General features: G+C 71.2%; 24 protein-coding genes. 17 read left to right on the top strand and 7 right to left on the bottom strand.

All coding sequences use genetic code 11. The annotated features are described in order from the left end of the window. Window positions 1-71: 71 nt before the first annotated feature. The gene (gene tkt / locus V1258_RS03640) at window positions 72-2,171 is read right to left on the bottom strand and encodes a transketolase (protein WP_329748397.1); all 2,100 of its coding nucleotides are present in this window, start codon (window positions 2,169-2,171) and stop codon (window positions 72-74) included. Between the two features lie 320 nt (window positions 2,172-2,491). Between tkt and V1258_RS03635 the strand changes: the two genes are divergently transcribed. The 13 genes from V1258_RS03635 (at window position 2,492) to V1258_RS03575 (ending at window position 15,302) form a co-directional block, all read left to right on the top strand. Beyond that, window positions 2,492-3,442, top strand: coding sequence for a heme o synthase (locus V1258_RS03635; protein ID WP_442878567.1), 951 nt, complete (start codon window positions 2,492-2,494; stop codon window positions 3,440-3,442). Continuing rightward, the gene (locus V1258_RS03630) at window positions 3,439-4,446 is read left to right on the top strand and encodes a tyrosine recombinase (protein WP_442878566.1); all 1,008 of its coding nucleotides are present in this window, start codon (window positions 3,439-3,441) and stop codon (window positions 4,444-4,446) included. Before V1258_RS03635 ends, V1258_RS03630 begins: the two co-directional genes overlap by 4 nt. Window positions 4,447-4,610: 164 nt before the next feature. After that, complete coding sequence (locus tag V1258_RS03625) at window positions 4,611-5,483, top strand: ParA family protein (RefSeq protein ID WP_329748396.1); 873 nt, start codon at window positions 4,611-4,613, stop codon at window positions 5,481-5,483. Beyond that, window positions 5,483-6,355, top strand: coding sequence for a pseudouridine synthase (locus V1258_RS03620; RefSeq protein ID WP_329746757.1), 873 nt, complete (start codon window positions 5,483-5,485; stop codon window positions 6,353-6,355). Before V1258_RS03625 ends, V1258_RS03620 begins: the two co-directional genes overlap by 1 nt. Next, entirely contained in the window at window positions 6,352-7,461 is a 1,110-nt protein-coding gene (locus V1258_RS03615; RefSeq protein ID WP_329748395.1) for a prephenate dehydrogenase, read from the top strand. The genes V1258_RS03620 and V1258_RS03615 overlap by 4 nt, the downstream gene beginning before the upstream one ends. Window positions 7,462-7,481: 20 nt before the next feature. Beyond that, window positions 7,482-9,701: a bifunctional cytidylate kinase/GTPase Der gene (gene der, locus V1258_RS03610; protein ID WP_329748394.1), complete on the top strand. Its 2,220-nt coding sequence runs from the start codon at window positions 7,482-7,484 to the stop codon at window positions 9,699-9,701. 70 nt (window positions 9,702-9,771) lie between these two features. After that, window positions 9,772-10,503 carry a TM2 domain-containing protein gene (locus V1258_RS03605; RefSeq protein WP_329748393.1) on the top strand — a complete coding sequence of 244 codons (732 nt, stop codon included), beginning with the start codon at window positions 9,772-9,774 and terminating at the stop codon, window positions 10,501-10,503. 18 nt (window positions 10,504-10,521) lie between these two features. Next, window positions 10,522-10,788, top strand: a complete 267-nt coding sequence (locus V1258_RS03600) for a hypothetical protein (protein WP_329748392.1) — start codon at window positions 10,522-10,524, stop codon at window positions 10,786-10,788. A 32-nt stretch (window positions 10,789-10,820) separates the two neighbouring features. After that, on the top strand, window positions 10,821-11,294 hold the full coding sequence (locus V1258_RS03595; protein ID WP_329748391.1) for an NUDIX hydrolase: 474 nt from the start codon (window positions 10,821-10,823) through the stop codon (window positions 11,292-11,294). Continuing rightward, a complete protein-coding gene (locus V1258_RS03590) occupies window positions 11,291-11,929 on the top strand; it encodes a hypothetical protein (protein ID WP_329748390.1) in 639 nt (212 codons plus the stop codon). The genes V1258_RS03595 and V1258_RS03590 overlap by 4 nt, the downstream gene beginning before the upstream one ends. A gap of 132 nt (window positions 11,930-12,061) precedes the next feature. Further along, window positions 12,062-13,453 carry an extracellular solute-binding protein gene (locus tag V1258_RS03585; protein ID WP_329748389.1) on the top strand — a complete coding sequence of 464 codons (1,392 nt, stop codon included), beginning with the start codon at window positions 12,062-12,064 and terminating at the stop codon, window positions 13,451-13,453. Further along, window positions 13,453-14,403, top strand: a complete 951-nt coding sequence (locus V1258_RS03580; protein ID WP_329748388.1) for a carbohydrate ABC transporter permease — start codon at window positions 13,453-13,455, stop codon at window positions 14,401-14,403. Before V1258_RS03585 ends, V1258_RS03580 begins: the two co-directional genes overlap by 1 nt. Continuing rightward, entirely contained in the window at window positions 14,400-15,302 is a 903-nt protein-coding gene (locus V1258_RS03575) for a carbohydrate ABC transporter permease (RefSeq protein ID WP_329748387.1), read from the top strand. The genes V1258_RS03580 and V1258_RS03575 overlap by 4 nt, the downstream gene beginning before the upstream one ends. Before the next feature lie 81 nt (window positions 15,303-15,383). Here V1258_RS03575 and V1258_RS03570 read toward each other — a convergent pair whose 3' ends face one another. Together V1258_RS03570 and V1258_RS03565 are read right to left on the bottom strand one after the other, a co-directional pair. After that, the gene (locus V1258_RS03570) at window positions 15,384-16,265 is read right to left on the bottom strand and encodes a formyltetrahydrofolate deformylase (RefSeq protein WP_329748386.1); all 882 of its coding nucleotides are present in this window, start codon (window positions 16,263-16,265) and stop codon (window positions 15,384-15,386) included. 267 nt (window positions 16,266-16,532) lie between these two features. After that, window positions 16,533-17,612, bottom strand: a complete 1,080-nt coding sequence (locus V1258_RS03565; RefSeq protein WP_329748385.1) for an NADH:flavin oxidoreductase/NADH oxidase — start codon at window positions 17,610-17,612, stop codon at window positions 16,533-16,535. A gap of 167 nt (window positions 17,613-17,779) precedes the next feature. Between V1258_RS03565 and V1258_RS03560 the strand changes: the two genes are divergently transcribed. Continuing rightward, the gene (locus V1258_RS03560; RefSeq protein ID WP_329748384.1) at window positions 17,780-18,772 is read left to right on the top strand and encodes a LysR family transcriptional regulator; all 993 of its coding nucleotides are present in this window, start codon (window positions 17,780-17,782) and stop codon (window positions 18,770-18,772) included. An 85-nt stretch (window positions 18,773-18,857) separates the two neighbouring features. Here V1258_RS03560 and V1258_RS03555 read toward each other — a convergent pair whose 3' ends face one another. Beyond that, window positions 18,858-19,916 carry an alcohol dehydrogenase catalytic domain-containing protein gene (locus V1258_RS03555; protein WP_329748383.1) on the bottom strand — a complete coding sequence of 353 codons (1,059 nt, stop codon included), beginning with the start codon at window positions 19,914-19,916 and terminating at the stop codon, window positions 18,858-18,860. Between the two features lie 620 nt (window positions 19,917-20,536). Between V1258_RS03555 and V1258_RS03550 the strand changes: the two genes are divergently transcribed. Beyond that, the gene (locus V1258_RS03550) at window positions 20,537-21,667 is read left to right on the top strand and encodes an NAD(P)/FAD-dependent oxidoreductase (protein WP_329748382.1); all 1,131 of its coding nucleotides are present in this window, start codon (window positions 20,537-20,539) and stop codon (window positions 21,665-21,667) included. A gap of 151 nt (window positions 21,668-21,818) precedes the next feature. Then, window positions 21,819-22,049 carry a tyrosine-type recombinase/integrase gene (locus V1258_RS03545; protein ID WP_329748381.1) on the top strand — a complete coding sequence of 77 codons (231 nt, stop codon included), beginning with the start codon at window positions 21,819-21,821 and terminating at the stop codon, window positions 22,047-22,049. 277 nt (window positions 22,050-22,326) lie between these two features. Here V1258_RS03545 and V1258_RS03540 read toward each other — a convergent pair whose 3' ends face one another. Then, entirely contained in the window at window positions 22,327-22,797 is a 471-nt protein-coding gene (locus V1258_RS03540; protein WP_329748380.1) for a hypothetical protein, read from the bottom strand. Window positions 22,798-22,809: 12 nt separating this feature from the next. Between V1258_RS03540 and V1258_RS03535 the strand changes: the two genes are divergently transcribed. Continuing rightward, window positions 22,810-23,457: a tyrosine-type recombinase/integrase gene (locus V1258_RS03535; protein ID WP_329748379.1), complete on the top strand. Its 648-nt coding sequence runs from the start codon at window positions 22,810-22,812 to the stop codon at window positions 23,455-23,457. A 40-nt stretch (window positions 23,458-23,497) separates the two neighbouring features. On the opposite strand, the gene V1258_RS03530 is transcribed toward V1258_RS03535, so the two are convergent. Both V1258_RS03530 and V1258_RS03525 read right to left on the bottom strand, forming a co-directional pair. After that, entirely contained in the window at window positions 23,498-23,827 is a 330-nt protein-coding gene (locus V1258_RS03530) for a metal-sensitive transcriptional regulator (RefSeq protein ID WP_329748378.1), read from the bottom strand. Continuing rightward, window positions 23,824-26,019 (bottom strand): heavy metal translocating P-type ATPase, encoded by a 2,196-nt coding sequence (locus V1258_RS03525; RefSeq protein WP_329748377.1) that lies wholly within the window; start codon window positions 26,017-26,019, stop codon window positions 23,824-23,826. The genes V1258_RS03530 and V1258_RS03525 overlap by 4 nt, the downstream gene beginning before the upstream one ends. Window positions 26,020-26,281 lie beyond the last annotated feature (262 nt).

Here is a 26,281-nt window from a genome sequence, read left to right as displayed (position 1 = left end):
GGGGGGGGGGGGGAGGGGGGGGAGAGGGGGGTACCCCCCCCCCCCCCCCCCCCCCCCCCCCCGCGGGTGGATCAGGCGCTGGCTGCGGCGATCGAGTCCTTGGCGGCGGCCACGACAGCCTCGGCGGTGAAGCCGTACTCGCGGAAGAGGGTCTTCGCGTCCGCGGAGGCGCCGTAGTGCTCGAGCGACACGGCGCGACCGTAGGTGCCGAGGAAGCGGTACCAGGGCATCGCGATACCGGCCTCGACCGTGACGCGAGCGGTCACGGAGGCGGGGAGCACCGACTCCTTGTACTCGTCGGACTGCTCGTCGAACCACTCGACCGACGGCATGGAGACGAGGCGGGTGGGGGTGCCCTCGGCCTCGAGCTGCTTCTGCGCCTCGGCGGCGTACTGCACCTCGGAGCCGGTGGCGATGAGGATGACCTCCGGCGTGCCGGTCGAGGCCTCCTTCATGACGTAGCCGCCCTTCGCCAGGTTCTCGGCGCCGGCGTACTCGGTGCGGTCGAAGGTGGGCAGTGCCTGGCGGGAGAGGATCAGGCCGACGGGGCCGTTGTCGCGCTCCAGCAGGGCCTTCCAGGCCTGCGCGGTCTCGTTCGCGTCCGCGGGGCGCACGATCGAGAGGTTCGGGATCGCGCGGTAGGCCGCGAGGTGCTCCACCGGCTGGTGGGTCGGGCCGTCCTCGCCCAGGCCGATGGAGTCGTGGGTCCACACATAGGTGGCCGGGGTCTTCATCAGCGAGGCGAGGCGGACGGCGCCGCGCATGTAGTCCGCGAACTGGAAGAAGGTGCCGCCGTAGGGGCGGGTCAGGCCGTGGAGCGAGATGCCGGAGAGGATCGCGCCCATGCCGTGCTCGCGGATGCCGAAGTGGAGGGTGCGGCCGTACTGGTCACCGGCGAACTCGGAGGAGCTGAGCTCGGCGGGGAGGAAGGACGGCTCGCCCTTCATGGTGGTGTTGTTCGAGCCGGCGAGGTCGGCGGAGCCGCCCCACAGCTCGGGCATGACGGCGGCGAGCTCGCCGAGGACCTTGCCGGAGGCGGCGCGGGTGGCGACGCCCTTCGCGTCGGCCTCGAAGGTCGGGAACGCCTCGGCGAAGCCCTCGGGCAGCTCGCGGGCCTGCAGGCGGTCAAGCAGGGTCGCGGCGTCGGCGTTCGCGGAGCGCCACGCCTGGTAGCCCTTCTCCCACTCGGCCTTGGCGGCGGCAGCGCGCTCGGCGAGGCCGCGGGTATGGGCGAGGACGTCCTCGTCGACCTGGAAGGTCTGCTCCGGGTCGAAGCCGACGGCCTCCTTGAGGCCCTTGACGCCCTCGGCGCCGAGCTTCGCGCCGTGGACGCTGTGGGAGCCGGCGAGCTCGGGGATCGGCCAGCCGATCACGGTGCGGAGGCGGATGAAGGTCGGCTTGTCGGCGACCTTCTGGCCCTCGAGGATCGCGTCCTTGAGCGCGGCGACGTCCTCGACGTACTCGGTCCCGCCGTTGGTCCAGTCGACGGTGCGGACGTCCCAGCCGTAGGCCTCGTAGCGCGCCGCAGTGTCCTCGGTGAAGGCGATCGAGGTGTCGCCCTCGATGGAGATCTCGTTGTCGTCCCAGATCACGATGAGGTTGCCGAGCTGCTGGGTGCCGGCGAGGGAGCTGGCCTCGGAGGAGACGCCCTCCTGCAGGTCGCCGTCGGAGGAGATCACGTAGGTGAAGTGGTCGAAGGGGCTGGTGCCCGGCGCCGCCTCGGGGTCGAGCAGGCCGCGCTCGCGGCGCTGGGCCATGGCGAAGCCGACCGCGGAGGAGATGCCCTGGCCGAGCGGGCCGGTGGTGATCTCCACGCCCTTCGTGTGGAAGTTCTCGGGGTGGCCCGGGGTCTTCGAGCCCCAGGTGCGCAGCTCCTCGATGTCCTTCTTCTCGAGGCCGAACCCGCCGAGGAAGAGCTGGATGTACTGGGTCAGGCTGGAGTGGCCCGCGGAGAGCACGAAGCGGTCGCGGCCGAGCCATGCCGGATCGGTCGGGTCGTGCCGCATGACGTCCTGGTACAGGAGGTAGGCGGCGGGTGCGAGGCTCACGGCGGTGCCGGGGTGGCCGTTGCCGACCTTCTCGACGGCATCGGCCGCGAGCACGCGCACGGTGTCGACGGCGCGCTTGTCGAGCTCGGTCCAGCCCTCGGGGGCCTTGAAGGTGTCGGTCATGTGTGCTTCCTTTCGCCGGGCAGCGGCGTTCGGCCGCTTCATTCGACAGCCCCGCCGGTCGCGCCACGCCGGGTCGGTGCGGCGGGTGCCGCGAGGTCCCCGGGGGCGAGGGCGGAGCGATGCGACCACCTTAATGCGCTCACGACAGTAACGGTGATCGCGTTCCGCCTATTGTCGTCCGCTGTTCGCGGACAGGCCGGCGATCAAGGTGCGGTGCCACGTCTCACGCGCGCCGTCAGGAAGAGGGCGCGCCGTCGTCACCTAGACTGGGCAGGTCCAGGCGGCCGTGCGCCGTGTGCAGAAGGAAGGGACGGTGGGCGGTGACCGCCACCCAGGGAGCATCCGCGCAGTCGACGGGGATGCACGGCGAGACGCCCCGGCGAACTCCTCTCTCGGTGCTCCGCGCCTATGTGGCGCTGACGAAGCCGCGGATCATCGAGCTGCTGCTCATCACCACGATCCCCACCATGTTCCTCGCCGCCGGCGGCTTCCCGTCCCCGTGGCTGATCGTCGCGACGCTGGTGGGCGGATACCTCGCCGCGGGCGGGGCGAACGCGCTGAACATGTACCTGGACCGCGACATCGACGCCAAGATGAAGCGCACCCGCAACCGGCCGCTGGTCACCGGCGAGATCTCCCCGCGTGCCGGGCTGATCTTCGGGCTCGTGATCTCGGCGGTCTCCGCGGTGTGGCTCGGCCTGCTCGTGAACTGGATGTCCGCGGCCCTCGCCGTCGCCGCGATCCTGCTCTACGTCGTCTTCTACACGATGATCCTCAAGCGCCGCACGAGCCAGAACATCGTCTGGGGCGGCGTCGCGGGCTGCATGCCGGTGCTGATCGGCTGGTCCGCGGTCACCGAGACCGTCTCCTGGACCGCGGTCCTGCTGTTCCTGGTGATCTTCTTCTGGACCCCGCCGCACTACTGGCCCCTCGCGGAGAAGTTCTCGAAGGACTACGCCGAGGCCGGCGTCCCGATGCTCCCCGTCGTCGCCTCCCGGACCTCCGTCGCGCGGCAGATGATCATGCACACCGCGCTGATGATCGCGGCGAGCCTCGCGATCATCCCCCTCGGCCACACCGGCTGGGTGTACGGCGTCGGAGCCGTCGCCTCGGGTGCCTGGTTCGGTTTCCTCGTGGTCCGCTACGCGGTGCGCGTCCACAAGGGCTGGACCGGGAAGCAGCTCGGCCCGATGACCGTCTTCCACGGCTCGATCACGTACCTCTCGCTGCTGTTCGTGGCCCTGGCGATCGATCCCTTCGTCACGCTGTGAGCGAGGCGGGCGCCGGGCGGTCCCCGTCGGACGGCCCCGCCGCCGACGAGGACGACCTGCGCCCCGGGGACCGTCGGCTCCTCGAGCAGTACCTCGCGCATCTGCGCGTGGAGCGCGGCCTGTCCGCCAACACCCTGGCCGCCTATCGGCGCGATCTGCGCCGCTATCTCGCGGACCTCGCCCGCACCGACGACGACACGGCGGCGATCGAGCCGGCACGGCTGACCGCCTGGGTGCAGACCCTCCGCACCGGGGCCGACGGGGGGAGCGCGCTCTCGGCCGCCTCCGCCGCCCGGGCCCTCGCCGCCGTGCGGGGGCTGCACTCCTTCCTGGAGGCGGAGCGGGTCTCCTCCACCGGGGACCCGACGCGCCTGGTGCCCTCGCCCGCGGTGCCCGCGCGCCTGCCCCATCCCCTCGCGATCGACCAGGTCGAGTCCCTGCTCGAGGCCGCGAGCCGTCCCGGCACCGGTCGGGACGCGACCGAGCGGGCCCTGCGGGATCGCGCCTTGGTCGAGGTGCTCTACGGCCTCGGCGCCCGCATCTCGGAGGCCACCGGCATGGACCTCGACGACGTCGATCGCGCCGAGCGCTCCGCCGTGCTGCGGGGCAAGGGGGACAAGCACCGCGTCGTGCCCGTCGGCCGCTATGCGCTCGAGGCGCTCGACGCCTATCTCACCCGGGGCCGCCCCGCCCTCGCGTCCCGCGGTCGTGGGACCCCCGCGATCTTCCTCGGCTCGCGCGGGACGCGGCTCACGCGGCAGGCTGCCTGGCAGGTGGTGCAGCGCGCGGCGGAGACGGCGGAGATCCCCGAGACGGTGAGCCCGCACACCCTGCGCCACTCCTTCGCGACGCATCTGGTGCACGGCGGGGCCGACGTCCGCGCCGTGCAGGAACTGCTCGGCCACGCCTCGGTCACCACGACGCAGCTGTACACGAAGGTCACGGTCGACTCGTTGCGGGAGGCTCACGCGATCACCCACCCCCGTGCCCGACGGGGGGCTTAGACTTGACCGGCGCGAGCACCCCGGCCCCGGGGCCGTCTCGCCGACACGCCTCGGGCGACTGCGCGCAGACGCCCCTCCCGGGGTTCGAGGACCTGATGCCGTCCGCGAGGGCGGCCGTGGCCCGTCCCCGCACCCGACCACGACGCCGACGACAGGACTACGACGTGAGCCCCTCCTCCTCCCAGCAGCTGGACATCGATCTCGGCCCGACCGGCCGGCCGATGCCGGACCTGCCGGAGCCGGCGCCGCTCGAGGGCCACGGACCCGCCCGGATCATCTCGATGGTCAACCAGAAGGGCGGGGTCGGGAAGACCACCAGCGTGATCAACCTGGGGGCGGCGCTCGCGGAGCTCGGTCGCAAGGTGCTGCTCGTGGACCTCGACCCCCAGGGAGCGCTCAGCGCGGGGACCGGCGTGAACCCGTACGACCTCGACGTGACCGTCTACAACCTGCTCATGGAGCGGGGGCACGACGTGCGCGAGGTAATCCGCGAGACCTCCACCGAGGGCCTCGACGTGCTGCCCGCCAACATCGACCTCTCCGCCGCGGAGGTCACCCTGGTCAACGAGGTCGCGCGGGAGATGGCGCTGGCCCGCGTGCTGCGCCCCGTCGCCGACGACTACGACGTGATCATCATCGACTGCCAGCCGTCGCTGGGCCTGCTCACGGTCAACGCCCTCGCCGCGAGCCACGGCGTGATCATCCCGCTCGAGGCGGAGTACTTCGCGCTGCGCGGCGTCGCGCTGCTCGTGGAGACCATCGAGAAGGTGCAGGACCGCATCAACCCGCGCCTCGAGCTCGACGGCATCTTGATCACCATGTTCGATCCGCGCACCCTGCACGCCCGCGAGGTGTGCCAGCGCGTGGTCGAGGCCTTCCCGGACAAGGTCTTCCACACCACCATCAACCGCACGGTGAAGTTCCCCGACGCGTCCGTCGCGGCCGAGCCGATCATCTCCTTCGCCTCCACCAACAAGGGCGCGGACGCGTACCGCCAACTCGCCCGCGAGCTGATCGCGCGCGGCGCGGCCGCCTGATGGCCGGCTCCTCCTCCCGCGGCGGCGGCCGACGTCGGCGCAGCGCCTTCACCCCGCCGCGGACGGTCCGGCTGCGCGAGGCCGACGGCACCCCCGCGGCTCCGGCCCCGGACGACGGCTACGGGCCGGAGGTCCATCGCGAGGACGGCGAGCGCCTGCAGAAGGTCCTGGCCCGGGCCGGGTTCGGATCCCGCCGTGCCTGCGAGGCGCTGATCTCCTCGGGTCGCGTGAGCGTCGACGGCGCGGTCGTGCTCGAGCAGGGCGTGCGCATCGATCCCGCCACCCAGACCGTGCACGTGGACGGGCGCCGCCTGCAGCTCGACGAGGCGAAGCTGACCGTCGTGCTGAACAAGCCGCGCAAGGTCGTCTCCGCCATGAGCGACCCCGAGGGACGACGCGACCTGACCGAGTTCACCGCGGGCTACGACCAGCGGCTCTACCATGTCGGCCGGCTCGACTACGAGACCGAGGGGCTGCTCCTCCTCACCAACGACGGGGAGCTCGCCCACCGGCTCACCCATCCCAGCTTCTCGGTCGAGAAGACGTACGTGTGCCGCTTCGACGCACCCGGAGGTCCGCCGCGCGGCCTGGTGAAGACGCTCCGCGAGGGGGTCGAGCTCGAGGACGGCCCCGCCCGCGCGGACCGCGCCCGGGTGCTCGCGCAGGACGGTCGCGAGGCGGTCGTCGAGGTGACCCTCCACGAGGGTCGCAACCGGATCGTGCGCCGCATGTTCGCGTCCCAGGGCTTCGAGCTCACCTCGCTCATGCGCACCCGCATCGGACCGGTGTTGCTCGGCGATCTCGCCCCGGGGCGATCCCGCGAGCTGACCGGCCGCGAGCTCGGCACCCTGATGGCCGAGGTGGGACTGTGAGCGGACTCGTCCCGGGTCCGGTGCGGATCGTCGGCACGGGGCTGATCGGCGGTTCCCTGGGCATGGCACTGCGCGCCGCGGACGTCCCCGTGCAGGTCGAGGACGTGTCCCCGGGCACCGCGGCCCTCGCCGTCGAGCTGGGCGTGGGGGAGCTGCCGGCCGACGGGGACCCCGATCCCGCGCTCGTGCTCGTCGCGGCGCCGCCCGATGTCGCCGCGGCGCTGGTGGTGCGGGCCCTCGCGCAGTGGCCGGAGGCGATCGTCGCCGACGTCGCGAGCGTGAAGAGCACGGTCCTCGACGGCGTGCGCGCCCTCGGACGCGAGAGCGACCTGCCGCGATACATCGGCGCCCATCCCATGGCCGGTCGCGAGGTGTCCGGGGTGATCGCGGCCCGCGGCGATCTCTTCCAGGGGCGTCCCTTCGTGGTCGTGCCGCATCCCGGCACCCGTCCCGAGGCGGTGACCGCACTGCGGGCCGTGGCGACCGAGATCGGGTCCGTCCCCACGCTCCTCGACGCGGCCGCGCACGACATCGCCGTCGCCCACGTCTCCCACGTCCCCCAGGTGCTCTCGAGCCTGCTCGCGGGCAGCCTCCTGGAGCCCTCGGAGAGCGCCCTCGGCCTCGCCGGCCAGGGCCTCCGCGACACCACCCGCATCGCCGACTCCGATCCTCGGCTGTGGGTCGAGATCCTCGGAGCGAACGCCGCCTCGGTGCGCGAGGTCCTCACCGGGGTCCGGGACCGTCTGGACGACGTGCTCTCCGCCCTCGACTCGCTGCGCGGCGACCCGGATCCGCGCACCGGCTCCCGCCGCGCCCTCGCCTCCCTCATCGCCGACGGCAACCGGGGGGTGCGGCGCATCCCCGGCAAGCACGGCGCCGGCACCGACTCCTTCGCCGTGCTCGCCGTGCTCGTCCCGGACCGGCCCGGGGAGCTCGCCCGGCTGCTCACGGAGATCGGTCAGATCGGCGTCAACCTCGAGGATCTCCGCCTCGAGCACGAGCTGGGCCGCGCGGTGGGCATCGCCCACGTCTCCGTGGACGCCACCCGTGAGGAGATGCTCACCCGGGAGCTCGGCGCGCGGGGCTGGACCGTCGCCGAGGGCTGAGCGCCCCGTATCCTTCAGGGATGCACACCAGCGCGCCGCACGACCCCTCCGCCCTCGCAGGTCCCGCCCGGGGGATCGCCATCGCGATCGACGGCCCGGCCGGATCCGGCAAGTCGACCGTCTCCCGCCTGGTGGCCGACGCCCTCGGCGGAGGCATGCTCGACACCGGCGCGATGTACCGCGCCGTGACCTGGACCTGCCTCGAGCGCGGCATCGACCTCGCCGACCACGAGGCGGTCGCGGCGGTCGCCGAGACGCTCGACCTCGATCTCGGCACCGATCCCGCGGGTGCCCGCGTGGCCGTCGGCGGTCGCGAGATCACCGCCGAGATCCGCTCCGAGCGCATCTCGGAGCTGGTCAGTGCCGTGGCCACGAACACCCTGGTGCGCGCGATCCTGCAGCGCCGCCAGCGCGAGCTGCTCTACGCCGCGGCCGATGAGCGGGGCTTCTGCGTCGCCGAGGGCCGCGACGTCACGACGGTCGTCGCGCCGGACGCCCAGGTGCGCGTGCTCCTCACCGCGAGCGACGAGGAGCGGATGCGCCGGCGCGCCGCGGAGCTCGAGCTCGAGGACACCGAGGAGACCCGGGCGCGGATGGCGGACCAGGTGCTGCGCCGCGACCGTGACGACTCGACCGTCTCGGAGTTCCTCACCCCCGCCGAGGGGGTGCACGCGCTTGACACCACCGGGCTCGACATCGAGGACGTCGTCGAGCGGGTGCTGATGCTCGTCGCCGAGGCCGAGGCCGACCAGGAGGAGGCCGAGCACGGTGTCCCCGAGCCGGCCCCGCGCGCCGATGGCGAGGGCCCGAGCGACGACGAGGTCGAGTCCGCCCTGCGCGCGGGCCTGACCGAGTACGAGCTCGACGAGGAGGACCTCGCCCTGCTCGCGGGAGAGGAGGCGGAGGAGTCCGTCCACCGCATCCAGCGCAACCTGCCCGTGGTGGCCGTCGTGGGCCGCCCCAACGTCGGCAAGTCCACCCTGGTCAACCGCATCCTCGGCCGCCGTGAGGCGGTCGTCGAGGATCGCCCCGGCGTGACCCGCGACCGGGTCTTCTACGAGGCGGAGTGGACCGGCAAGGACTTCTGGCTGGTGGACACCGGCGGCTGGGAGGACCGGGTCCAGGGCATCGCCTACCGTGTCGCGGAGCAGGCCGAGGTGGCCGTCTCCCTCGCCGACGTGGTGATGTTCATCGTCGACGCGAACGTGGGCATCACCACCACCGACGAGCAGCTGCTCAAGGTGCTGCGCCGCGCGAACGTGCCGATCGTCCTCGTCGCGAACAAGGTCGATGACCAGCGCGGGGAGCTCGAGGCGGCGGCCCTGTGGAACCTCGGCCTGGGCGAGCCGCATCCCGTCTCCGCCCTGCACGGCCGGGGCTCCGGCGACCTGCTGGACGCCGTGGTCGCCGCGATGCCCGAGGAGGGCCGCGGCGCACCGGTCGACCACGGGCCGCGCCGCGTCGCGCTCGTGGGCCGTCCCAACGTCGGCAAGTCCTCGCTGCTGAACCGCCTGGCGGGGGAGCAGCGCGTGGTGGTCGACGACGTCGCCGGCACCACCCGCGACCCCGTCGACGAGAAGATCACCCTCGGCGGCAAGGAGTGGACCTTCGTCGACACCGCGGGCATCCGCCGCCGCGTGCTGCAGTCGCAGGGCGCGGACTACTACGCCTCGCTGCGCACCCACGCGGCGCTGGACCGCGCCGAGGTGGCGATCGTGCTCCTCGAGGCCTCGGAGCCGATCTCCACCCAGGACCTCAAGATCATCGACATGGTCCTCGAGTCCGGGCGCGCCCTCGTGCTCGCCTTCAACAAGTGGGACCTCCTCGACGAGGAGCGCCACCAGCAGCTGGAGCGGGAGATCGAGAAGGATCTCGCCCACGTCGCCTGGGCGCCCCGGGTGAACATCTCGGCGGAGACGGGTCGGCACGCGGAGCGGCTCGTGCCTGCGCTCGAGCGCGCCCTCGAGTCCTGGGACCGACGCATCCCGACGGGTCGGCTCAACGCCTTCCTCGGCACGCTGGTCGCGGCGCATCCGCATCCGCTGCGCGGCGGCAAGCAGGCCCGCGTGCTCTTCGCGACGCAGGCCCGCACGCGCCCGCCCCGCTTCGTGATCTTCGCGAGCGGCTTCCTCGAGCACGGTTACCGACGCTTCATCGAGCGCCGTCTGCGCGAGGACTTCGAGTTCACCGGTTCGCCGATCGTGCTGGGCGTGCGCATCCGGGAGAAGCGCCGGCGCTGAGCGGCAGCCGGACGGCGCACCCGGCCCGCCGCGGTGTGCGGCGGGTGGTGGAGCCGTTATCGTGGTGCCCATGAGCAACCCCGGTGACAACGGCTCCTGGAACACCCAGGGCAGCGGACACGACGCCTCCTCCGGCCAGGACCCCTGGGCGCAGCCCCCGGCGGACCCCTACGGTCAGCAGGGCGCCTCGGAGCAGCCCCCGGCTGACCCGTTCGCGCAGCAGCCCGACTCGGCCTCGTCGGCCGCAGATCCCTACGGCCAGCAGTCGGCCGCGGATCCTTATGGCCAGCAGCCGGGCTCTGCCCCGTCGGCCGCGGATCCCTACGGTCAGCAGCCGCCGGCTGATCCGTTCGCGCAGCAGACCGGCTCGACCGCGTCCGCTGCCGACCCCTACGGCCAGCAGCCCGGCTCGGCCTCGTCGGCCGCAGATCCCTACGGCCAGAGCGAGCAGTCCTGGTCCCCGGCCGCCTCGGGCGCATCCGCCTCCGAGGCGTACGGCCAGCCGGCCCCCGGCGCCGCTCCGGCGGGCCAGGGCGCGTACGCCCAGCAGCCCGGCGCGGCCGGAGTGCCCGCCGGCGAGGCCCCCAGCCGTCTTCTCGTGGGCCTGCTGGGCATCTTCCTCGGCGGCTTCGGCGTGCACCGCTTCCTCATGGGCTACACCACCATCGGCATCATCCAGATCGTCGTCACCGTGGTGACCTGCGGTATTGGTGCCTGGTGGGGACTGATCGAGGGCATCATGGTCCTCGCCAAGAGCGAGTCCTTCCTCCGCGACGCCCACGGGCGTCCTCTCACCGACTGATCCGGGACGGCACCGACGATGCATGACCGCAAGGCGATCCAGAACAACGCGATCCTGCTGATCGTCCTCGGGCTGCTGTGCGGCGGCACCTTCCCGGCGATCTTCGGCATCATCGCGCTCGTGCAGCTGGACACGAATCCGTCCAGCGCGCAGACGATGAACAAGGTCGGCTGGATCATCTTCTGGGTCACCCTGGGCCTGATCGTGCTCTTCTTCGTGTTCTACATCGTGGTGTTCGTGCTGATCATGGGGGTCGCGACCATTCCCGCGATCACCGGCGGCTGAGCCGCCCCGCGCTGACCGACCCGAGGAGGCTCATGGCCACCCCCGACTACGTGCTGTCCCTGCGCGAGCGCATCGGCCACGACCTGCTGTGGATGACCGGAGTGACGGCGATCGTGCTTTCCCCGGACGGGACCGAGATGCTCGCGGTGCGCCGCCGCGACAACGGCCAGTGGACTCCGGTCACCGGGATCATCGACCCGGGGGAGGAGCCGGCCGTCGCCGCCGAGCGGGAGGTGCTCGAGGAAGCCGGGGTCACCTGTCGGGCGGTGCGCCTGATCGATGTGCGCAGCCTGCCGCCGATGGTCTATGCCAACGGCGACCGCGCCCAGTATCTCGACCTCTGCTTCCTGTGCGTGCACGAGGTCGGTGAGCCCCATCCGGCGGACGGGGAGAACACCGAGGCACGCTGGTTCCCGGTCGCGGAGCCGCCGCCGATGAACGACCGTTTCACGGACATGCTCGCGATCGCCCTCGAGGACCGTCCCGAGGCGCGGTTCCGCCGATGAGCCCGGCGGTCCACCGCCCGGTAGCGAGCCCGCCCCTCCCCGGCACACGGGTCTCGATCCCGCTCACCGACCGTCCGGGAGACCTGGCCGAGGTGAGGGTCCTCGCCGCACCCCGTCGCGACATGCGGCACGGCGGGGAGCTCAGTGCACCACTGCGCCCGTTCGGCGAGGCGCTGCTGGTCGACGTCGCCGTCGGCGGACGCCTCGTCCTGCCCGGGGCGTGGGTCCAGGGCGAGGTGCTGACGCGCGGAGACCCGCTGCCGCCCGCCCCGGTACGCGCCGCCGACCTGCGACCACCCGCGGTGATCGTCGGAACCCCCGAGGCGGCCGAGCTGCACTGGGGCGAGACCGTCTGGCGACTCGACCTCGGCGGTGCCGTCGCGATCCCCGACGCGGCCCGCGCCGATCCGCATCCGCTGTCGCGGCTGCGCCGGCTCGCGCTGGTCGCGAGCGGACGCCGCGACGAGATCGGCCTGACGCTGTGGCGCGACCCGGCCTTCGAAGTGCCCTGGCAGGACGTGCGCCTGCTGCCGCGGGCGGCGAGCTGGTTCGAGCTCGCACAGGTCCCGCCCGGGATGCGCTATGCCGACGCGGAGGCCGCGCAGGGGGTCGGTCGAGCCCGTCCGCGCCGCTGACGGTCGCTCCGGGGCGAGGGTGCGGCAGTCGGTCGGACGCTCCTGCGGCACGCCGGGCCGGACACCCGGTTCGTCGGACACGTGACCGATCCGTTACCGTCGAGGGCCGAGAGACTCGACGAGGAGGACTTCGTGCCCCCAGCACCGACCATCCGGCCCGGCGCGGATCGCCGCACCTTCCTGCGCTTCACCGCGGGAGCGGCCGCCCTGCTCCCGCTCAGCGCGCTCGCGGGCTGCAGCGGCGGTAGCCGCGACCCCGGCACCATCCGCATCGCGTTCCAGCAGTTCGGCTCGAACACGATCAAGCAGGAGTGGATCACCCGGGCCGCCCAGCAGTTCTCCGCGCAGAACCCGGAGCTGGTCGTCGACCTGGTGCCGATCGTCGCCGCGGAGAACGACTACTTCACCAAGAACGAGCTGCTCATGAGCTCTCCGCGGACCAGCCCCGACCTCGTCTACGAGGACTCCTTCATCCTGCTCAGCGACGTCGGGGCGGGCTATCTCCAGCCCATCACCGATCTCGTCGAGGGTTGGGAGCACTGGGGCGACATCGCCGACGCCTCCAAGGAGGCCGTCACGGGCGAGGACGGCGAGGTGTATGGCGTGCCGATCACCACCGACACCCGGGCGATCTGGTTCCATCGCGGCGTGCTCGAGCAGGCCGGACTGCCCGCGGACTGGCAGCCCACCAGTTGGGACGAGATCCTCGACGCCGCCCGGGCCATCAAGGAGTCCGATTCCGAGGCGACCCCGTTCTTCCTCTTCGCCGGCACCCCGCAGGGAGAGAAGGCATCGATGCAGGGCTTCGAGATGCTGCTCTACGGCACCGGGGACGGCACCGGCCTGTATGACGCGGACTCCGCGAAGTGGGTGCTGGGCTCCGCGGGCTTCCGCGACGCCCTCGGCTTCCTGCGCACGCTGATCGACGAGGAGCTGACCCTCCCGCTCGGCCAGCTGCTGGACCCCAACATCTCCGAGCAGATCTACACCTCGCTGCTGCCCGACGGGAAGCTCGGGATGCTGATGGACGGCTCCTGGATCTCGCAGAACTGGACGGAGACGGCAGGACGCCCCTGGCCGACCTGGCCCGACGAGGTGGGCCTGGCCGACATGCCCACCCAGGACGGCGGCGGCACCGGCACGGTCACCCTCGCGGGCGGCTGGGGGCTGTCGATCCCCGAGCACGTCACCGATCGGGAGCTCGCGTTCTCCTTCCTGACCACCCTGGTCTCGACCGAGACCCTGGTCGACTACGCGATCGCGGACAACCACATCACCGTGCGCGAGGACGTCGCCGCGGTCGAGGAGTACCTCTCCTACTCGCCTGCCGTCGAGTACTTCACCGCGCTGCTCGAGACGTCCTACTACCGTCCCGCCCTCCCGGCCTACCCGGAGGTGTCCTCCGCGATCCAGGAGGCGATGGAGGCGGTCCTCACCGGCGCGACCCCGGAGGCGGCGCAGGCCGCCTACGACGCCACCGTGCGGGACATCGTCGGCGCCGAGAACGTGCAGGAGGAGAGCTGATGAGCACCACCGCCACCACCACCGGGAGCCGTCCGGACGCCCGGGCCGCGGAACGGCCCACCCGTCGGACGCGTCTCGGTGATCGACTGACCGCCGCGCGTGCCGTGCCGATGCTCCCCGCCGCACTGCTGATGCTCCTGTTCCTGCTGGGGCCGATCCTCTACTCCCTCTACCTCGCCTTCACCGACAGCGCCATCCGCGGCGAGGGCGCCTCGGACACGAGCTTCGTCGGCGTCGCCAACTTCACCGACGCCCTCACCGACGGCGACTTCTGGAACTCCGTCGTGCTGACCCTGCTGTTCACGATCATCTCCGCGGTGATCGGGCAGAACGTGCTGGGCATGATCCTCGCTCTGCTCATCGAGCGGGCGAACCGCGTGATCACCTTCGCGGTCACCTCGATCGTGATCGCCGCGTGGATCCTTCCCGAGGTGGTCGCCGGGTACCTGCTGTACACCTTCTTCGCCGACGCGGGGAGCCTCAACGCCCTGCTCGCCACGATCGGTCTGCCCGCCCAGGACCTCCTGTTCAGCGCGCCGATCATCGCGGTCTCCTTCGCCAACATCTGGCGCGGCGCCGCGTTCTCGATGCTGGTGTACTCGGCGGCGCTGAGCTCGGTCCCGGGGGACGTCTACGAGTCCGCGGCGCTCGACGGCGCCGGCCCTGTCCGGCGCTTCGTCTCGGTCACGCTGCCGCTGCTGCGGCCCGCGATCGCGACCAACCTGATGCTGACCACGCTGCAGACCCTCTCGGTCTTCGGCCTGATCTTCATCATGACCGGCGGCGGCCCCGCCCGGCAGAGCCAGACCCTGCCGCTGTACATGTACGAGCAGGCGTTCTCCTACGGGCAGCTCGGCTACGGCACGGCCGTGGCCCTGCTGCTCCTGCTGATCGGGGCGGCGGCCTCGCTCATCTATCTGCGCCTGCTGCCGGAGGAGGACAAGCGATGACCACCACCCAGGTTCGACCGCCGGCCGAGTCCGGCACGTCCCCGTCGTCGGCCCCGCGCACCCGTCCCGGTCGCCCCAGCCGCGCCGCCGGCGCCTCCCTGGCCAGCAGCCTCGCGATGGTGCTGATCGGCGTCGCCTTCCTGATCCCGTTGCTGTGGGTGGTGCTGGCCTCCTTCGACACCGAGGCCTCGCTGTCGGTGTCCTGGCCGGAGCGCTTCAGCCTCGAGAACTACGCCGCGATCTGGAATACCGAGACCACCTTCCGACCCCTGTGGAACTCCCTGGTGCTGTGCGGCGGGGCGACGATCGTGACGATGCTCAGCGCCGTGCTCTGCGCCTACCCGCTCAGCCGCTACCGGTTCCGCGCCAAGCGGCCGCTGCTGCTGACGATCATCTTCTCCACCGGTCTGCCGATCACGGCCATCATGATCCCGGTCTACTCGATGTTCGTGCAGGTCAATCTCATCGACTCGATGGGCGGGGCGATCCTGTTCCTCGGCGCGAGCTCGCTGCCGTACGCCATCTTCCTCACCAAGGGGTTCATGGACGGCGTGCCGCTGGAGATCGAGGAATCCGCCTGGACCGAGGGCGCCGGTGTGTACCGCACCCTCTTCTCGATCGTGCTGCCGCTGATGCGCTCGGGCCTCGCCGTCGCCACGATCTTCACCTTCGTGAGCATGTGGGGGAACTTCTTCGTGCCCTTCATGTTGCTGCTGAGCCCCGAGAACCTGCCGGCCGCGGTGACGCTGTACACCTTCTCCTCCCAGTACGGGCAGGTGGCGTACGGCCAGCTCGCGGCCTTCTCGATCTTCTACTCGGTGCCCGTGGTGGCGCTGTACCTGTTCCTCGGACGGAACCTGGGCCAGGGCTTCGCCGCCGCCGGCGGCGTCAAGGGCTGAGGCTCGCCGCGGGGCGCGGCTGGCGCCGTCGGTCGCCCCCCGGCCGACGCCGTCAGAGGTCGATGCGGCTCGCCGGTCTCTTCAGCGGAAGACGATCGTCCGGCTGCCGTCCAGGAGCACCCGCGACTGGGCGAACAGGCCCACCGCCTGGCGGAGGGTGCGCACCTCGGTGTCCTGGCCGAGCGCCATCAGCTCGCGCGGCGAGCGGGTGTGGTCCACGCGGATGACCTCCTGCTCGATGATCGGGCCCTCATCGAGGTCGGTGGTCACGAAGTGCGCGGTCGCCCCGATCTGCTTCACCCCGCGGGCATACGCCTGGCGGTACGGGTTCGCGCCCTTGAATCCCGGCAGGAACGAGTGGTGGATGTTGATGCACCGCCCCGCGAGGTCCGCGCACAGCTCGGGGGAGAGGATCTGCATGTAGCGGGCGAGGACCACCAGCTCCACGTCGTGCTCGACGATCGCCTCCCGCACCCGGTCCTCGAAGGCGGCCTTCTCCTCGGCCGAGGTGACGGGGCGGTGCTCGAAGGGCACCCCGTGGAACTCGGCGAAGCGGGCGGGGGTCTCGTGATTGCCGAGCACCAGCGGCACCTCGATCGCCAGGTTCCCGGTGGAGGCCTGGTAGAGCAGGTCGTTGACGCAGTGCGTGGCCGTGGAGGTGAGGATCAGGGTCCGCAGCGGTCGGCCGACGCGGTCGATCGTCGCCTCCAGGCCGAAGCGGTCGATCACCTCGGCGAGCGCGGTGCGCACCTCCTCGAGGGAGGCGGCGGTGACGATCTCGACGCGCATGTAGAAGCGGTGGGAGTCGCCGCTCTCGAACTGTCGGCTCTCGGCGATGTTCCCGTCCACGGCGACGATCGCACCGGTGATCGCATGGACGATGCCGGGACGGTCCTCGCACACGAAGGTCATCACGTAGCGGTGCGCGGCGGTGGTCGAGGTGTCGGAGAGGGCGATGCTCATGGCGGGAGTCTAGGAGCGCGGGGCAGAGCGGCGGGGGAGCGCCCGTGCCCGGATCGCCGGGATGCCGCGCAGGTCACGTCTCGCCATCGTCACCCGGCTCCCTCCGCCCGCCTGCTCTTCCCTTCGCCCGCCCCCGTCCACCTCGCCCCACCTCGCCCGCCCTCACCGTCGGTGCTGTCCATGAACGGGGACGTCAGCGGCACCAGGCCTGCATATGGCAGGTCTGTGGCCGCTGACATCCCTGTGAGGGACAGGGCGCGGACCGGCTCAGCGGTGGGCGCGGCGGTACTGCGCGGGGATGTACGGGTCATCGACGCGCAGGGCGCGTGCGGCGTGCAGCGGCAGGTTCGCATCCCGCAGCAGCGCTCGGCCCACGAGGACCACATCGGCGAGGCCGGTGGCGAGGATCTGCTCGGCCTGGAAGGGCTCGTCGATCATGCCCACGGCGCCGACGGGCAGCCCGGAGGCGGCGCGCACCGAGGTCGCGGCGGGCGTCTGGTAGCCGGGGCCGACCGGGATCGGGGCGGGGGTGATGTTCCCCCCGGTGGAGATGTCCAGCAGGTCGACGCCGTGCTCGCCCAACCAGCGGCCCATCTGTCCGGTCTCCTCGAGGTCGAAGCCGCCGTCGACCCACTCGGTGGCCGAGAGCCGGACCAGCAGCGGCATCCCCGCGGGGATCACGGCGCGGGCCGCGTCGACCACCCGCAGCAGCAGCCGCGCTCGGTTCTCGAGGGAGCCGCCGTACTCATCGGTGCGCTGGTTGCTCAGCGGCGAGAGGAACTCGTGCAGCAGGTAGCCGTGGGCGGCGTGGATCTCGACGAGGTCCATGCCGGCCTCGACGGCGCGGCGCGCCGCGGCGGCGAAGGCCTCCACGACCTGGTCGATCCCGTCGGCGTCGAGCGCGACGGGCGCGCCGAGGCCGGGGAAGGGAATCGCGGAGGGTCCGACGGTCTGCCAGCCGCCCTCGTCGGCGCGGAGGCTGCCGCTGCCGTCGGTGCCCCACTCGGGGTGGGTGGAGGCCTTGCGGCCGGCGTGGGCGAGCTGGATGCCGATCGCGGCACCCTGCGCGTGCGCGAGCTCGACGATCGGCACGAGGGCATCGCGCTGTGCGTCGTCCCAGAGCCCCAGGTCGGTGGGGGAGATGCGTCCCTCGGGGACCACGCCGGTGGCCTCGACGATGATCGCACCGGCGCCGCCCCGGGCCAGGGCGCCGTAGTGCATCAGGTGCCAGGAGGTGGCTCGCCCGTCGAGGCCGAGCGCGGAGTACTGGCACATCGGCGGCACCCACAGCCGGTTGCGGATCTCGAGGTCTCGCAGGCGGATCGGGGTGAACAGGGTGCGGGTCATGGGGGTCCTTCCGGAACGGTCGCGCACGGGGACCCCCGGCGGAGCCCCCACGCCGGTGTGTCGAGGACACGCTAGACCCGCGCGGCATCGGCTGACCAATAGCGGGACCGATGGCGGGTATCGATCACGTGATGGCTCGGCGGTGCGTCACCGGTAGGATCGCCGGCATGTCCGCCACACCGAGCACCCGTCGACCTCCCCGCCCGACCGCCGGGGATTCCGATCCCGGTGCGCGAAAACTGCCCGCAGGGGACCTCAACCTGCTGCGCACCTTCCTCGCGGTCTATCGCAGCGGCTCGTTCACCGCGGCCGCGCCGCAGCTGGGGCTCTCCCAGCCGACGGTGACCGCACAGATCCGCTCCCTCGAGACGCAGATGGGCCACGAGCTGTTCGAGCGTCGGCCGCGGGGAGTGGAACCGACCCGTGCCGCCCATGGCCTCGCGGCGCGCGTGGCCGAGCCGCTGGACGCCCTCTCGGGCCTCGACCAGCAGGCGTGCGGAGCAGGCGGTCGCCCCGCGCCGGTGCACCTCGCCGCACCCTCGGAGCTCCTGTGCACCCGGCTGCTGCCGGGGATCGCACCGCTCGTGGGGGAGGGCGTGCAGGTGCGGATCGCCCAGGGCGGCACCGAGCAGCTCCTCGCCGAGCTGCGCGAGGGGACGCACGACCTGGCGATCACGACCCGTCGGCCGCGGGGCGCGGGCCTGGTCTCCTACCCGCTGACCGACGAGGAGTACCTGCTGGTCGCCGCCCCCTCCTGGGCGGAGAGGTTGCAGGGGACCGAGTCCCTCGCGAGCGCGCTGCGGTCTGTGCCGCTCGTGGCCGATGCGGAGGAGATGCCGATGGTGCGCCGCTACTGGCGCACGGTGTTCGGCGCGCAGCCGCCGATCGGCCCGGCGCTCACGGTGCCGAGCCTGCATGCCGTGGTCGGTGCCATCGCCCGCGGTGCGGGGTACGCGGTGGTGCCGCGCTCGCTGTGCCTCGAGCATCTCGCGACCGGGCGACTGGTGCAGCTCGAGTGCCCCTGCGATGGCCCGCTGAACACGCTCTTCCTCGTCGAGCGCGCCGGAGCGGAGGCGAATCCGGACATCGCCCGGGTGCGGGACGCACTGCGGGCCGACGCCATCGACTGGGCCGAGCCGCAGCCGCCGATCCTGCAGTGACAGCGCTCCCGTGGCGGCGTCGATCCTGCCGTGACCCCGAGCGGGCCGCCCGATCCCCGAGTGGCCCGCTCGACGGACGCTCCGATCAGATGGCGGACGGGTCGACCATGACCTTCAGGGCGGTCCGTTCGTCCATCGCGATGTAGCCGGCCGGGACCTCGTCCAGCCTCACGGTGCGGTCGAAGACCTTCCCCGGAGCGATGTCGCCGCGGAGCACCTGGGCGATCGCGTCCTCGAGGTAGGCGCGCACCGGGGCGGGACCGCCGGCGAGGCGCAGGTTCCGGCCGAAGAGGGAACCGAAGCCGACGCCGGCGTCCTCGTACTGCGGCACGCCGACGCGGGAGATGACCCCGCCGGTGCGTGCGACCCGGTAGGACTGCTCGTACGCGGGCAGATGACCGACCGCCTCGAGCACCGCGTGGGAGCCGAGGCCGCCGGTGAGCTCGAGGACCTGCGCCACGCCCTCGTCACCGCGCTCGGCGACGACGTCCGTGGCCCCGAACTCGCGGCCGAGGTCGGTGCGGGTGACGTGGCGGCCCATGAGGATGATCTGCTCGGCGCCGAGCTGCCGCGCGGCGAGCACCGCCGAGAGGCCCACGGCGCCGTCGCCCACCACGGTCACGCTCTGCCCGGGGCGGACCTGCGCCATGTGCGCTGCGTGGTAGCCGGTGAGGTAGACGTCGGAGAGGGTGAGCAGGGAGGCGAGGAGGGACTCGTCGGCGGTGGCCGGGTCGACCTCCGGGACGGCGACCAGCGTGCCGTCGGCCTGCGGGATCCGGGCGAACTCGGCCTGCAGCCCGTTGGTCTCCGGGGTCGCGTAGAAGCCGCCGTGCGGGCAGGCGGTGTGGAACCCGTCGCGGCACGCGGGGCAGGTGTTGTCCGAGAACGCGAAGGGGACGACGACGAGCTGGCCGGGCGTCACCGAGGTGACGGAGGCGCCGACCTCCTCCACCACGGCGAGGGACTCGTGACCCATCGACTGACCGTGCTCCTGCGCGGCCATGCCGCGGTAGGGGTGCAGGTCCGAGCCGCAGATGCAGGTGCGGACCGTGCGCACGATGGCGTCGGTGGGGCGGAGGATCGAGGGATCGGGGACGGTCTCGACGCGCACGTCGCCGGCCCCGTACATGACGGCTGCCTTCAAGGGGGACTCCTGGAGATCGGTGGGGATGCCGCCCGGGGCGGGGCGCCGCACGGAGCACCGACGGCGCGCGTCCTCGGGCCTGATCCAGGATGCGACGGCGGGAGAGGGCGGGGGAGTCTCCGATCGGACGTGTACCGGCAGGGCACCCCTCGAGCCGGTCCGGTGCGAGCCCCTTCCCGCGCTGTCGGGAGCCCCACCGGGCTGGATCCTGTCGTGATCTGGTCCTGTCCCGGGCCGCTGCTGCTGCGAGTCCCCGCCTGCCACCTGCCCTGTCCCTGTACGGGACCTGAGCAGCACCTGACCTGCACAGGGCAGGGCTTGGGCCGCTGAGGTCGCCTAGATGGTCAGTCCGCGGCAGCACGAAGCGGTGAAGGAGTCGGCGCCGCGCCGGGGAGAGCTCGCCGGTCGCGCGGGGGCGGGGACCGGGAGCACCGGCGATCGTGAAGCTCGACGTGCTGGGCTCCAAACTCCCCGCCTGACACCACGGACCGGGAGTACCCTCCCAGAAAGCAGGGGTCGTTGCGCGCAGTGACTTCGGGCTCACACCGTCCGCCGGCGTCGTGGCAGCGGCCCTTTCTCTTGCGGCCTATCGCTAATCACCAACAGATCGAGGAACCGCGATGACAAGAACTGACGACGGCGCTGCCACGACGCGTTCACCCGAGGTAGCAGTGATCGGGGGCGGGATCGTCGGTCTGTCGACGGCGTACGCGCTGCGGGAGCAGGGCGTGCCGGTGCGCTTGTACGAGGCTGGTCTGCCCGGGACGGGTCAGTCCGCAGGCGAGTCACGGATCTTCCGGCATGCCCATGACGACCCGCGACTCGTCGCTTTCGCGCGCGAAAGCCGCGGCGTGTGGGATGAGTGGGCCGAACACTTCGACGTCGAGCTGGTCTCATCAGACGGTGTCCTGGCGATCGGAGACAGCGCCCTGGCGCGGCTGCGGGTGCTCGACCAGGTCGGCGGCGTGGAAGCGCATGAGATCGACGCGGCCGAGGTCGCCCAGCGGATGCCGTTGCTCGCGGGGTACTCGGGGCCAGCGGTGCTCGACGAGTCGGGCGGCGCGATCCGCACCCGCGCCGCGATCACGGCACTCACGGGTGCCCTCGCAGATGCGGTCACCACCGGTGAGGTCATCTCGATCGATCCCCGCGCCGACGGGACGGTCGAGGTGCGCAGTGTCACCGACCGAGCTGTCTACTCCAAGGTGGTCGTGTGCGCCGGCCGCGAAACCGCCCGCCTGGCCCGCAGCGTCGGCCTGTCGCTGCCGGTTCGCCTTGCCGCACATGTCCGGCTTACCTTCGACGTGAAAGCCGCCGCCCCGGCACGAGTCGCGTGCCTGCAGGACAGCAGCGGCGTCTTCGGCGAAGTCGGTGTCTACGCGACGCCGCTACCGGGCAACAGCAGCTATTCGGTCGGACTCAGCGACACCGTCGGCGTCCGCGACGACGGAACTTTCATCGACCCGGCGGCGATTCGATCGCTGGACGAACGCGCACGCGACTACGTGACACGGGCGCTGCCCGGTCTCCGCCCAGAGCCTCGCGACTTCCTTCACTGCTGGGTGACTGACCTCCCGTGGAGTGAGGACGGCGTGGCCGTGTGGGAGGCAGGCTCTGTCTTTTTTGTGGCCGGTCACAATTTGTTCAAGCAGGCACCTGCGCTGGGGCGCGCTCTTGCCCGGGCTGCGACCGGCGGCGGTCTCCGCGCCGAGCTCACGCCCGAAGCGCGCCTCGGCGAGGCCCAGCACTAGGGCGTATCTCCTGACCTTCGGGTGACGTCGACGGCATCGCGACCTCGAAGGCCGCGAACTTCGTCTGCACGATCCCACTCGACCCCGACGCCGTCGACGCGCTCCGCCGCCAGCGCGCCGCTCAGAACCGAGACCGCCTCCGCGCCGCGTCGTGCAGAACGCATCGGACGCCGTCGGCCTCGACCGTGTCGGCCCGTACTCCCTCCGCCACACCGCCGTGACGCTCATGCTCGAGGGCGGCGTCAAGATCAAGGCCGGGTCCGCCCTGCCGGGCCACTCGTCGATCGCCATCACCGGCGACGTGTACGCCCCTGCCACCGACGGCACCGCCCGAGCCGCCATCGCCACGCTCAGCACAGCACTGGGGGAGCGGCCAGCATGACGATCCGCGAGCGTGTTGCTACGGCGTTGCGACACGGGCACCCCCGGAAACGACCACAGGCACCTCCCAGAATCTGAAAAGTGCCTGTGACCTGCAATCTTCGCGGTCGGGCTGACAAAATTTGAACCTGCGACCCCTTGACTCTGCGCAAATCAAGGGTTGATGCCCTGGTAGTGCGGAGAACGCGCAGGCAGTTGACGGTTCTGTGTGCTCGGAGACTTCACGGAGAATCCTGGAGGTGACCGCGAAATCCCGCCCCTTGCGGTCACCTTAGCGGTCACTTCTCGAAGATACCGGCCGCCGCAGAGACCACAGCCTCGGTGCTCGTCACGGCCGTGTACCGCTGCCGGTTGACCGCCGCCGTGTGGCCGAAGAGCCGGGTACGGGTCGCCTCGGTAAGCACGTCGTACAGCAGCGTGTTGTTCGTGGTTCGCCACGAGTGCCCCCGCTCGTACTCGAACATCTCGATGTGGAGCTGCTCGGCGAGCTCCCGGTAGAGCGCCGCGAGCTTCCGATCACGGTTGCGGGGGTCCCAGACCTTCGCTTGGTCGGTCGGCGAAGGGAAGAGCCACGGACTCCCAGAATCCAGCCGGGTCGCGAGACGCTTACTGACCGCGGGAGCAAGGACAGGTACTGGACGGCCCGTACGCGTCTTTGTGGCATCCGGGGGCAGTTCGACGATGAAGGTGCCGGAGGCGTCCACGTGGCAGTCCTCCGTGGGCCTCATGCACAGTTCGGAGGTGCTCATCCCCGTCGTCGCTTGCGCGAGCACGATGTCGACGCATGCGGCCCGCTCGATCACCCGTTGCTCCCGCGTCCACCGTCCGCGCTTCGGCGCTTCCACATCCTCCGGGTCGGCGGCGGGCTTGCCGCAGCCCAGCGCAGAAGCGAGATCGCAGCCCTCACCACAAAGGACATCTCTCGCCAGGACGCCGGACTGCTGCTGCGGATCCGCCGCTCGAAGACCGACCAGACCGGGAGAGGAGACCTCATCGGCATCCCACTCGGCATCCACCCCGAGACCTGCCCCGTCCTCGCACTCGAGGCGTGGCTCGCAGCCAGCAGCAGAACGCTCGGGGACGGAAGCCCTGTCTTCTCCCGCATCTCGAATCACTCCCGCATCGCCGACACCGCACTGTCGGACCGCTCGATCGCCCGCATCATCCAGGCCCGCGCCGCAGCAGCCAACATCAACGAGAAGGACTACGCCCACGTCGCAGGAGTCGACCAGACCTGGGTCTCGGGACACTCGCTGCGCGCCGGACACGCGACATCCGCCGCAGAGGCGGGCGTCGATCCGATGACGATCTCCCGCACCACGAGGCACCGCCGATTGGATTCCTTGGCTCGGTATGTGCGCCCCGCCAGCGCACTCGACGACTCCACAGCCGGCAAGATCGGTCTGTAGACGCACTGCAGCTCGATTTTGCATGGGCCTCCGGATCGCTTCACGCCTTGACGAGGCGCCGTACCGCGTCGGAAGCCTCCTTGAGCTTAATCTCGGCCTCATCTCCGCCTTCGCGGCCGGCGTCGAGAACGCAGTGGCGGAGGTGATCGTCGAGTAGGCCCAACGCTACGTTCTCGAGCGCGCTGTTCAGTGCAGAGATCTGGGTGAGGATGTCGATGCAGTAGACCTCCTCGTCGACCATCCGAGAGATCCCGCGGGCTTGGCCTTCGATGCGCTTGAGGCGGTTGAAATAGCGGGGCTTGTCTTGGATGTATCCGTGGGGCCCGCTGTGGCAGACCTGGTCATCGGCGGTTTCAAGGACAGTGGTCATCGGTGTTTCCGTTCGGTGAGAGAGGGCCGTGGGCGAGCTCGTACGGCGGCGACCGTAGCCTCCGGGCGCAGGTCGAGGCGTCGCAGGAGCTGGGCGTTCAGCGCGACGACGACGGTGGACAGAGACATGAGGATCGCTCCGACGGACATCGGCAGCACGAACCCGATCAGGGCGAGGACGCCGGCCGCGAGCGGCACGGAGATCAGGTTGTAGCCGGCTGCCCACCAGAGGTTCTGCTTCATCTTCCGGTAGGCGGCGCGGGAGAGCTCGATGACCGAGAGCACAGAGCGCGGATCGGAGCTGGCCAGCACGACCCCGGCCGAGGCGATTGCGACGTCGGTGCCGGCACCGATGGCGATGCCGACATCTGCCTGAGCGAGGGCAGGGGCGTCGTTGACGCCGTCGCCGACCATCGCGACCTTCTTGCCCTCCTTCTGGAGCTGGGCGACCTTCGCGGACTTGTCCTCGGGACGTACCCCGGCGAAGACACGGTCGATACCGAGCTCCGTGCCGACGCTGATTGCCACAGCCTCGGCGTCACCGGTGATCATGACGACCTCGACCCCCAAGCTGTGCAGGGCATCGACGGCCTCGCGAGATTCGGGGCGCACCTCGTCGTGGAGCTTGAGGCCGCCGATCACCTCGCCATCGCGGAGGACGTGGAGGATAATCGCGCCCTCCTGGCGCCAGGTCGCAGCCTCCTCGATTTCGGCCACTCCGGTCTCCTCAAGCAGGCGGGGCCCGCCGACCCGGATCTCGTGCCCATCGACCTGGGCACTCACGCCGAGTGCCGGGGTAGAGCTGACGTCGGAGCTCGCAGGGATCTGGGCTCCCTCGGTCTGTGCTTTGGCGACGATGGCGCGGGCGAGCGGGTGCTCGCTCTCCGCCTCGGCCGCAGCCGCCAAGGCCAGCACCTCCGTGGCGTCCGCATTGCGGGGGACGACCTCGGCAAGGACGGGCTCACCCTTGGTCAGGGTGCCTGTCTTGTCGAACAGGACGGCGTCTACCGTGCGCATGGCCTCCAGGGCAAGGCGATCCTTGACCAGGACTCCTCCACGAGCGGCGCGCTCGGTGGCGATGGAGACGACCAGCGGGATCGCGAGCCCCAGTGCGTGGGGGCAGGCGATCACGAGCACCGTCACCGTGCGCACCACGGCGGTATCGGGCATGCCGAGCAGAGACCAGGTGATCGCGGTGATCACAGCAGCACCGAGAGCGAACCAGAAAAGCCACGCCGCAGCAGTATCTGCGATGCGCTGTGCCCGGGAGGAGGAGTTCTGCGCCTCGGTCACCAGGCGCTGGATTCCGGCGAGGGCAGTCTCATCGCCTGTGGCGGTGACCTCGATGCGGAGGCTGGAGTCCGTGGCGACGGTGCCTGCCACGACGGAGTCTCCGGTGGAGCGCGTCACTGCGCGGGACTCGCCGGTGACCATGGATTCGTCCACGTCGGCGCGGCCTTCGCGGATCGTGCCGTCGGCCGGGATGCTCGCCCCCGGGCGCACCAGGACCAGGTCCCCGTGTCGCAGCTCGGTGGGCGAGACGCTCACGAGCTCTTCCCCCTCGATGCGCTCTGCCATGTCCGGCAGCAGAGCGGCTAGCGAGTCCAGCGCGGACGTCGTCTGAGCGAGGGAGCGCATCTCAACCCAGTGGCCCAGCAGCATGATCACGATCAGCAGGGCGAGCTCCCACCAGAATTCCAGCTGATGGTCGAGGACCCCGAGGGTCGCGCCCCAGGACGCGATGAACGCGACCGTGATCGCGAGCCCGATCAGGAGCATCATCCCGGGCTGTCGGGAACGGATCTCCGAGACAGCACCGGTGAGGAACGGGCGTCCGCCCCAGACGTACATGACGGTGCCGAGGATCGGTGCGATCCATAGGGCGCCGGGGAATTCGGGAACGCTGTACCCGAGCAGCATCGCGAACATCGGCGAGAACCCGACGACCGGAACCGCGATGATCAGGTTGATCCAGAACAACCGCCGGAACTGCCCGACGTGGTCTCCATGACCGGAGTGGCCACTATGTCCTGAGTGACCCTCGTGACCCTCGTGACCCTCGTGACCCTCGTGGACTGAGTGGTCCTCATGGTCGCCGTGAGATCCATCGTCGCTATTCGCGTCGGATGCGTCGTGCTCAGCAATGCCGGTGTGGGTGCCAGGAGATGCGGAGGAGGGGTGGGGGTGCTGCATGCCGGGTTCTCCGTGGGCGTGACGGTGTGTGTGGTTGCCAGCGTTCATACGCCTGACCATATACCCCTGGAGGGTATGCGTCGAGGGGCTGGAGTCCGCTGTGAGCACCGGCGTGATCGAGGTGTGGAGGTGTGGCACGCGAGGTATCACCTCGGCGCCAGAGTCCAAGCCGCTGACTCCGATCTGCTGGCCCGCTCGCCCTTGAGCGAGGCCCAGGAGAGCGACACCAATGTCGGCCTTCTTCGGCGTCGGGGGCCGGAAC

Source organism: Brachybacterium sp. J153 (assembly GCF_036311905.1).
Classification (GTDB): domain Bacteria; phylum Actinomycetota; class Actinomycetes; order Actinomycetales; family Dermabacteraceae; genus Brachybacterium.
The sequence above is the reverse complement of the archived record's forward strand: the minus strand, read 5'-3'. Positions and strand labels throughout refer to the sequence as shown.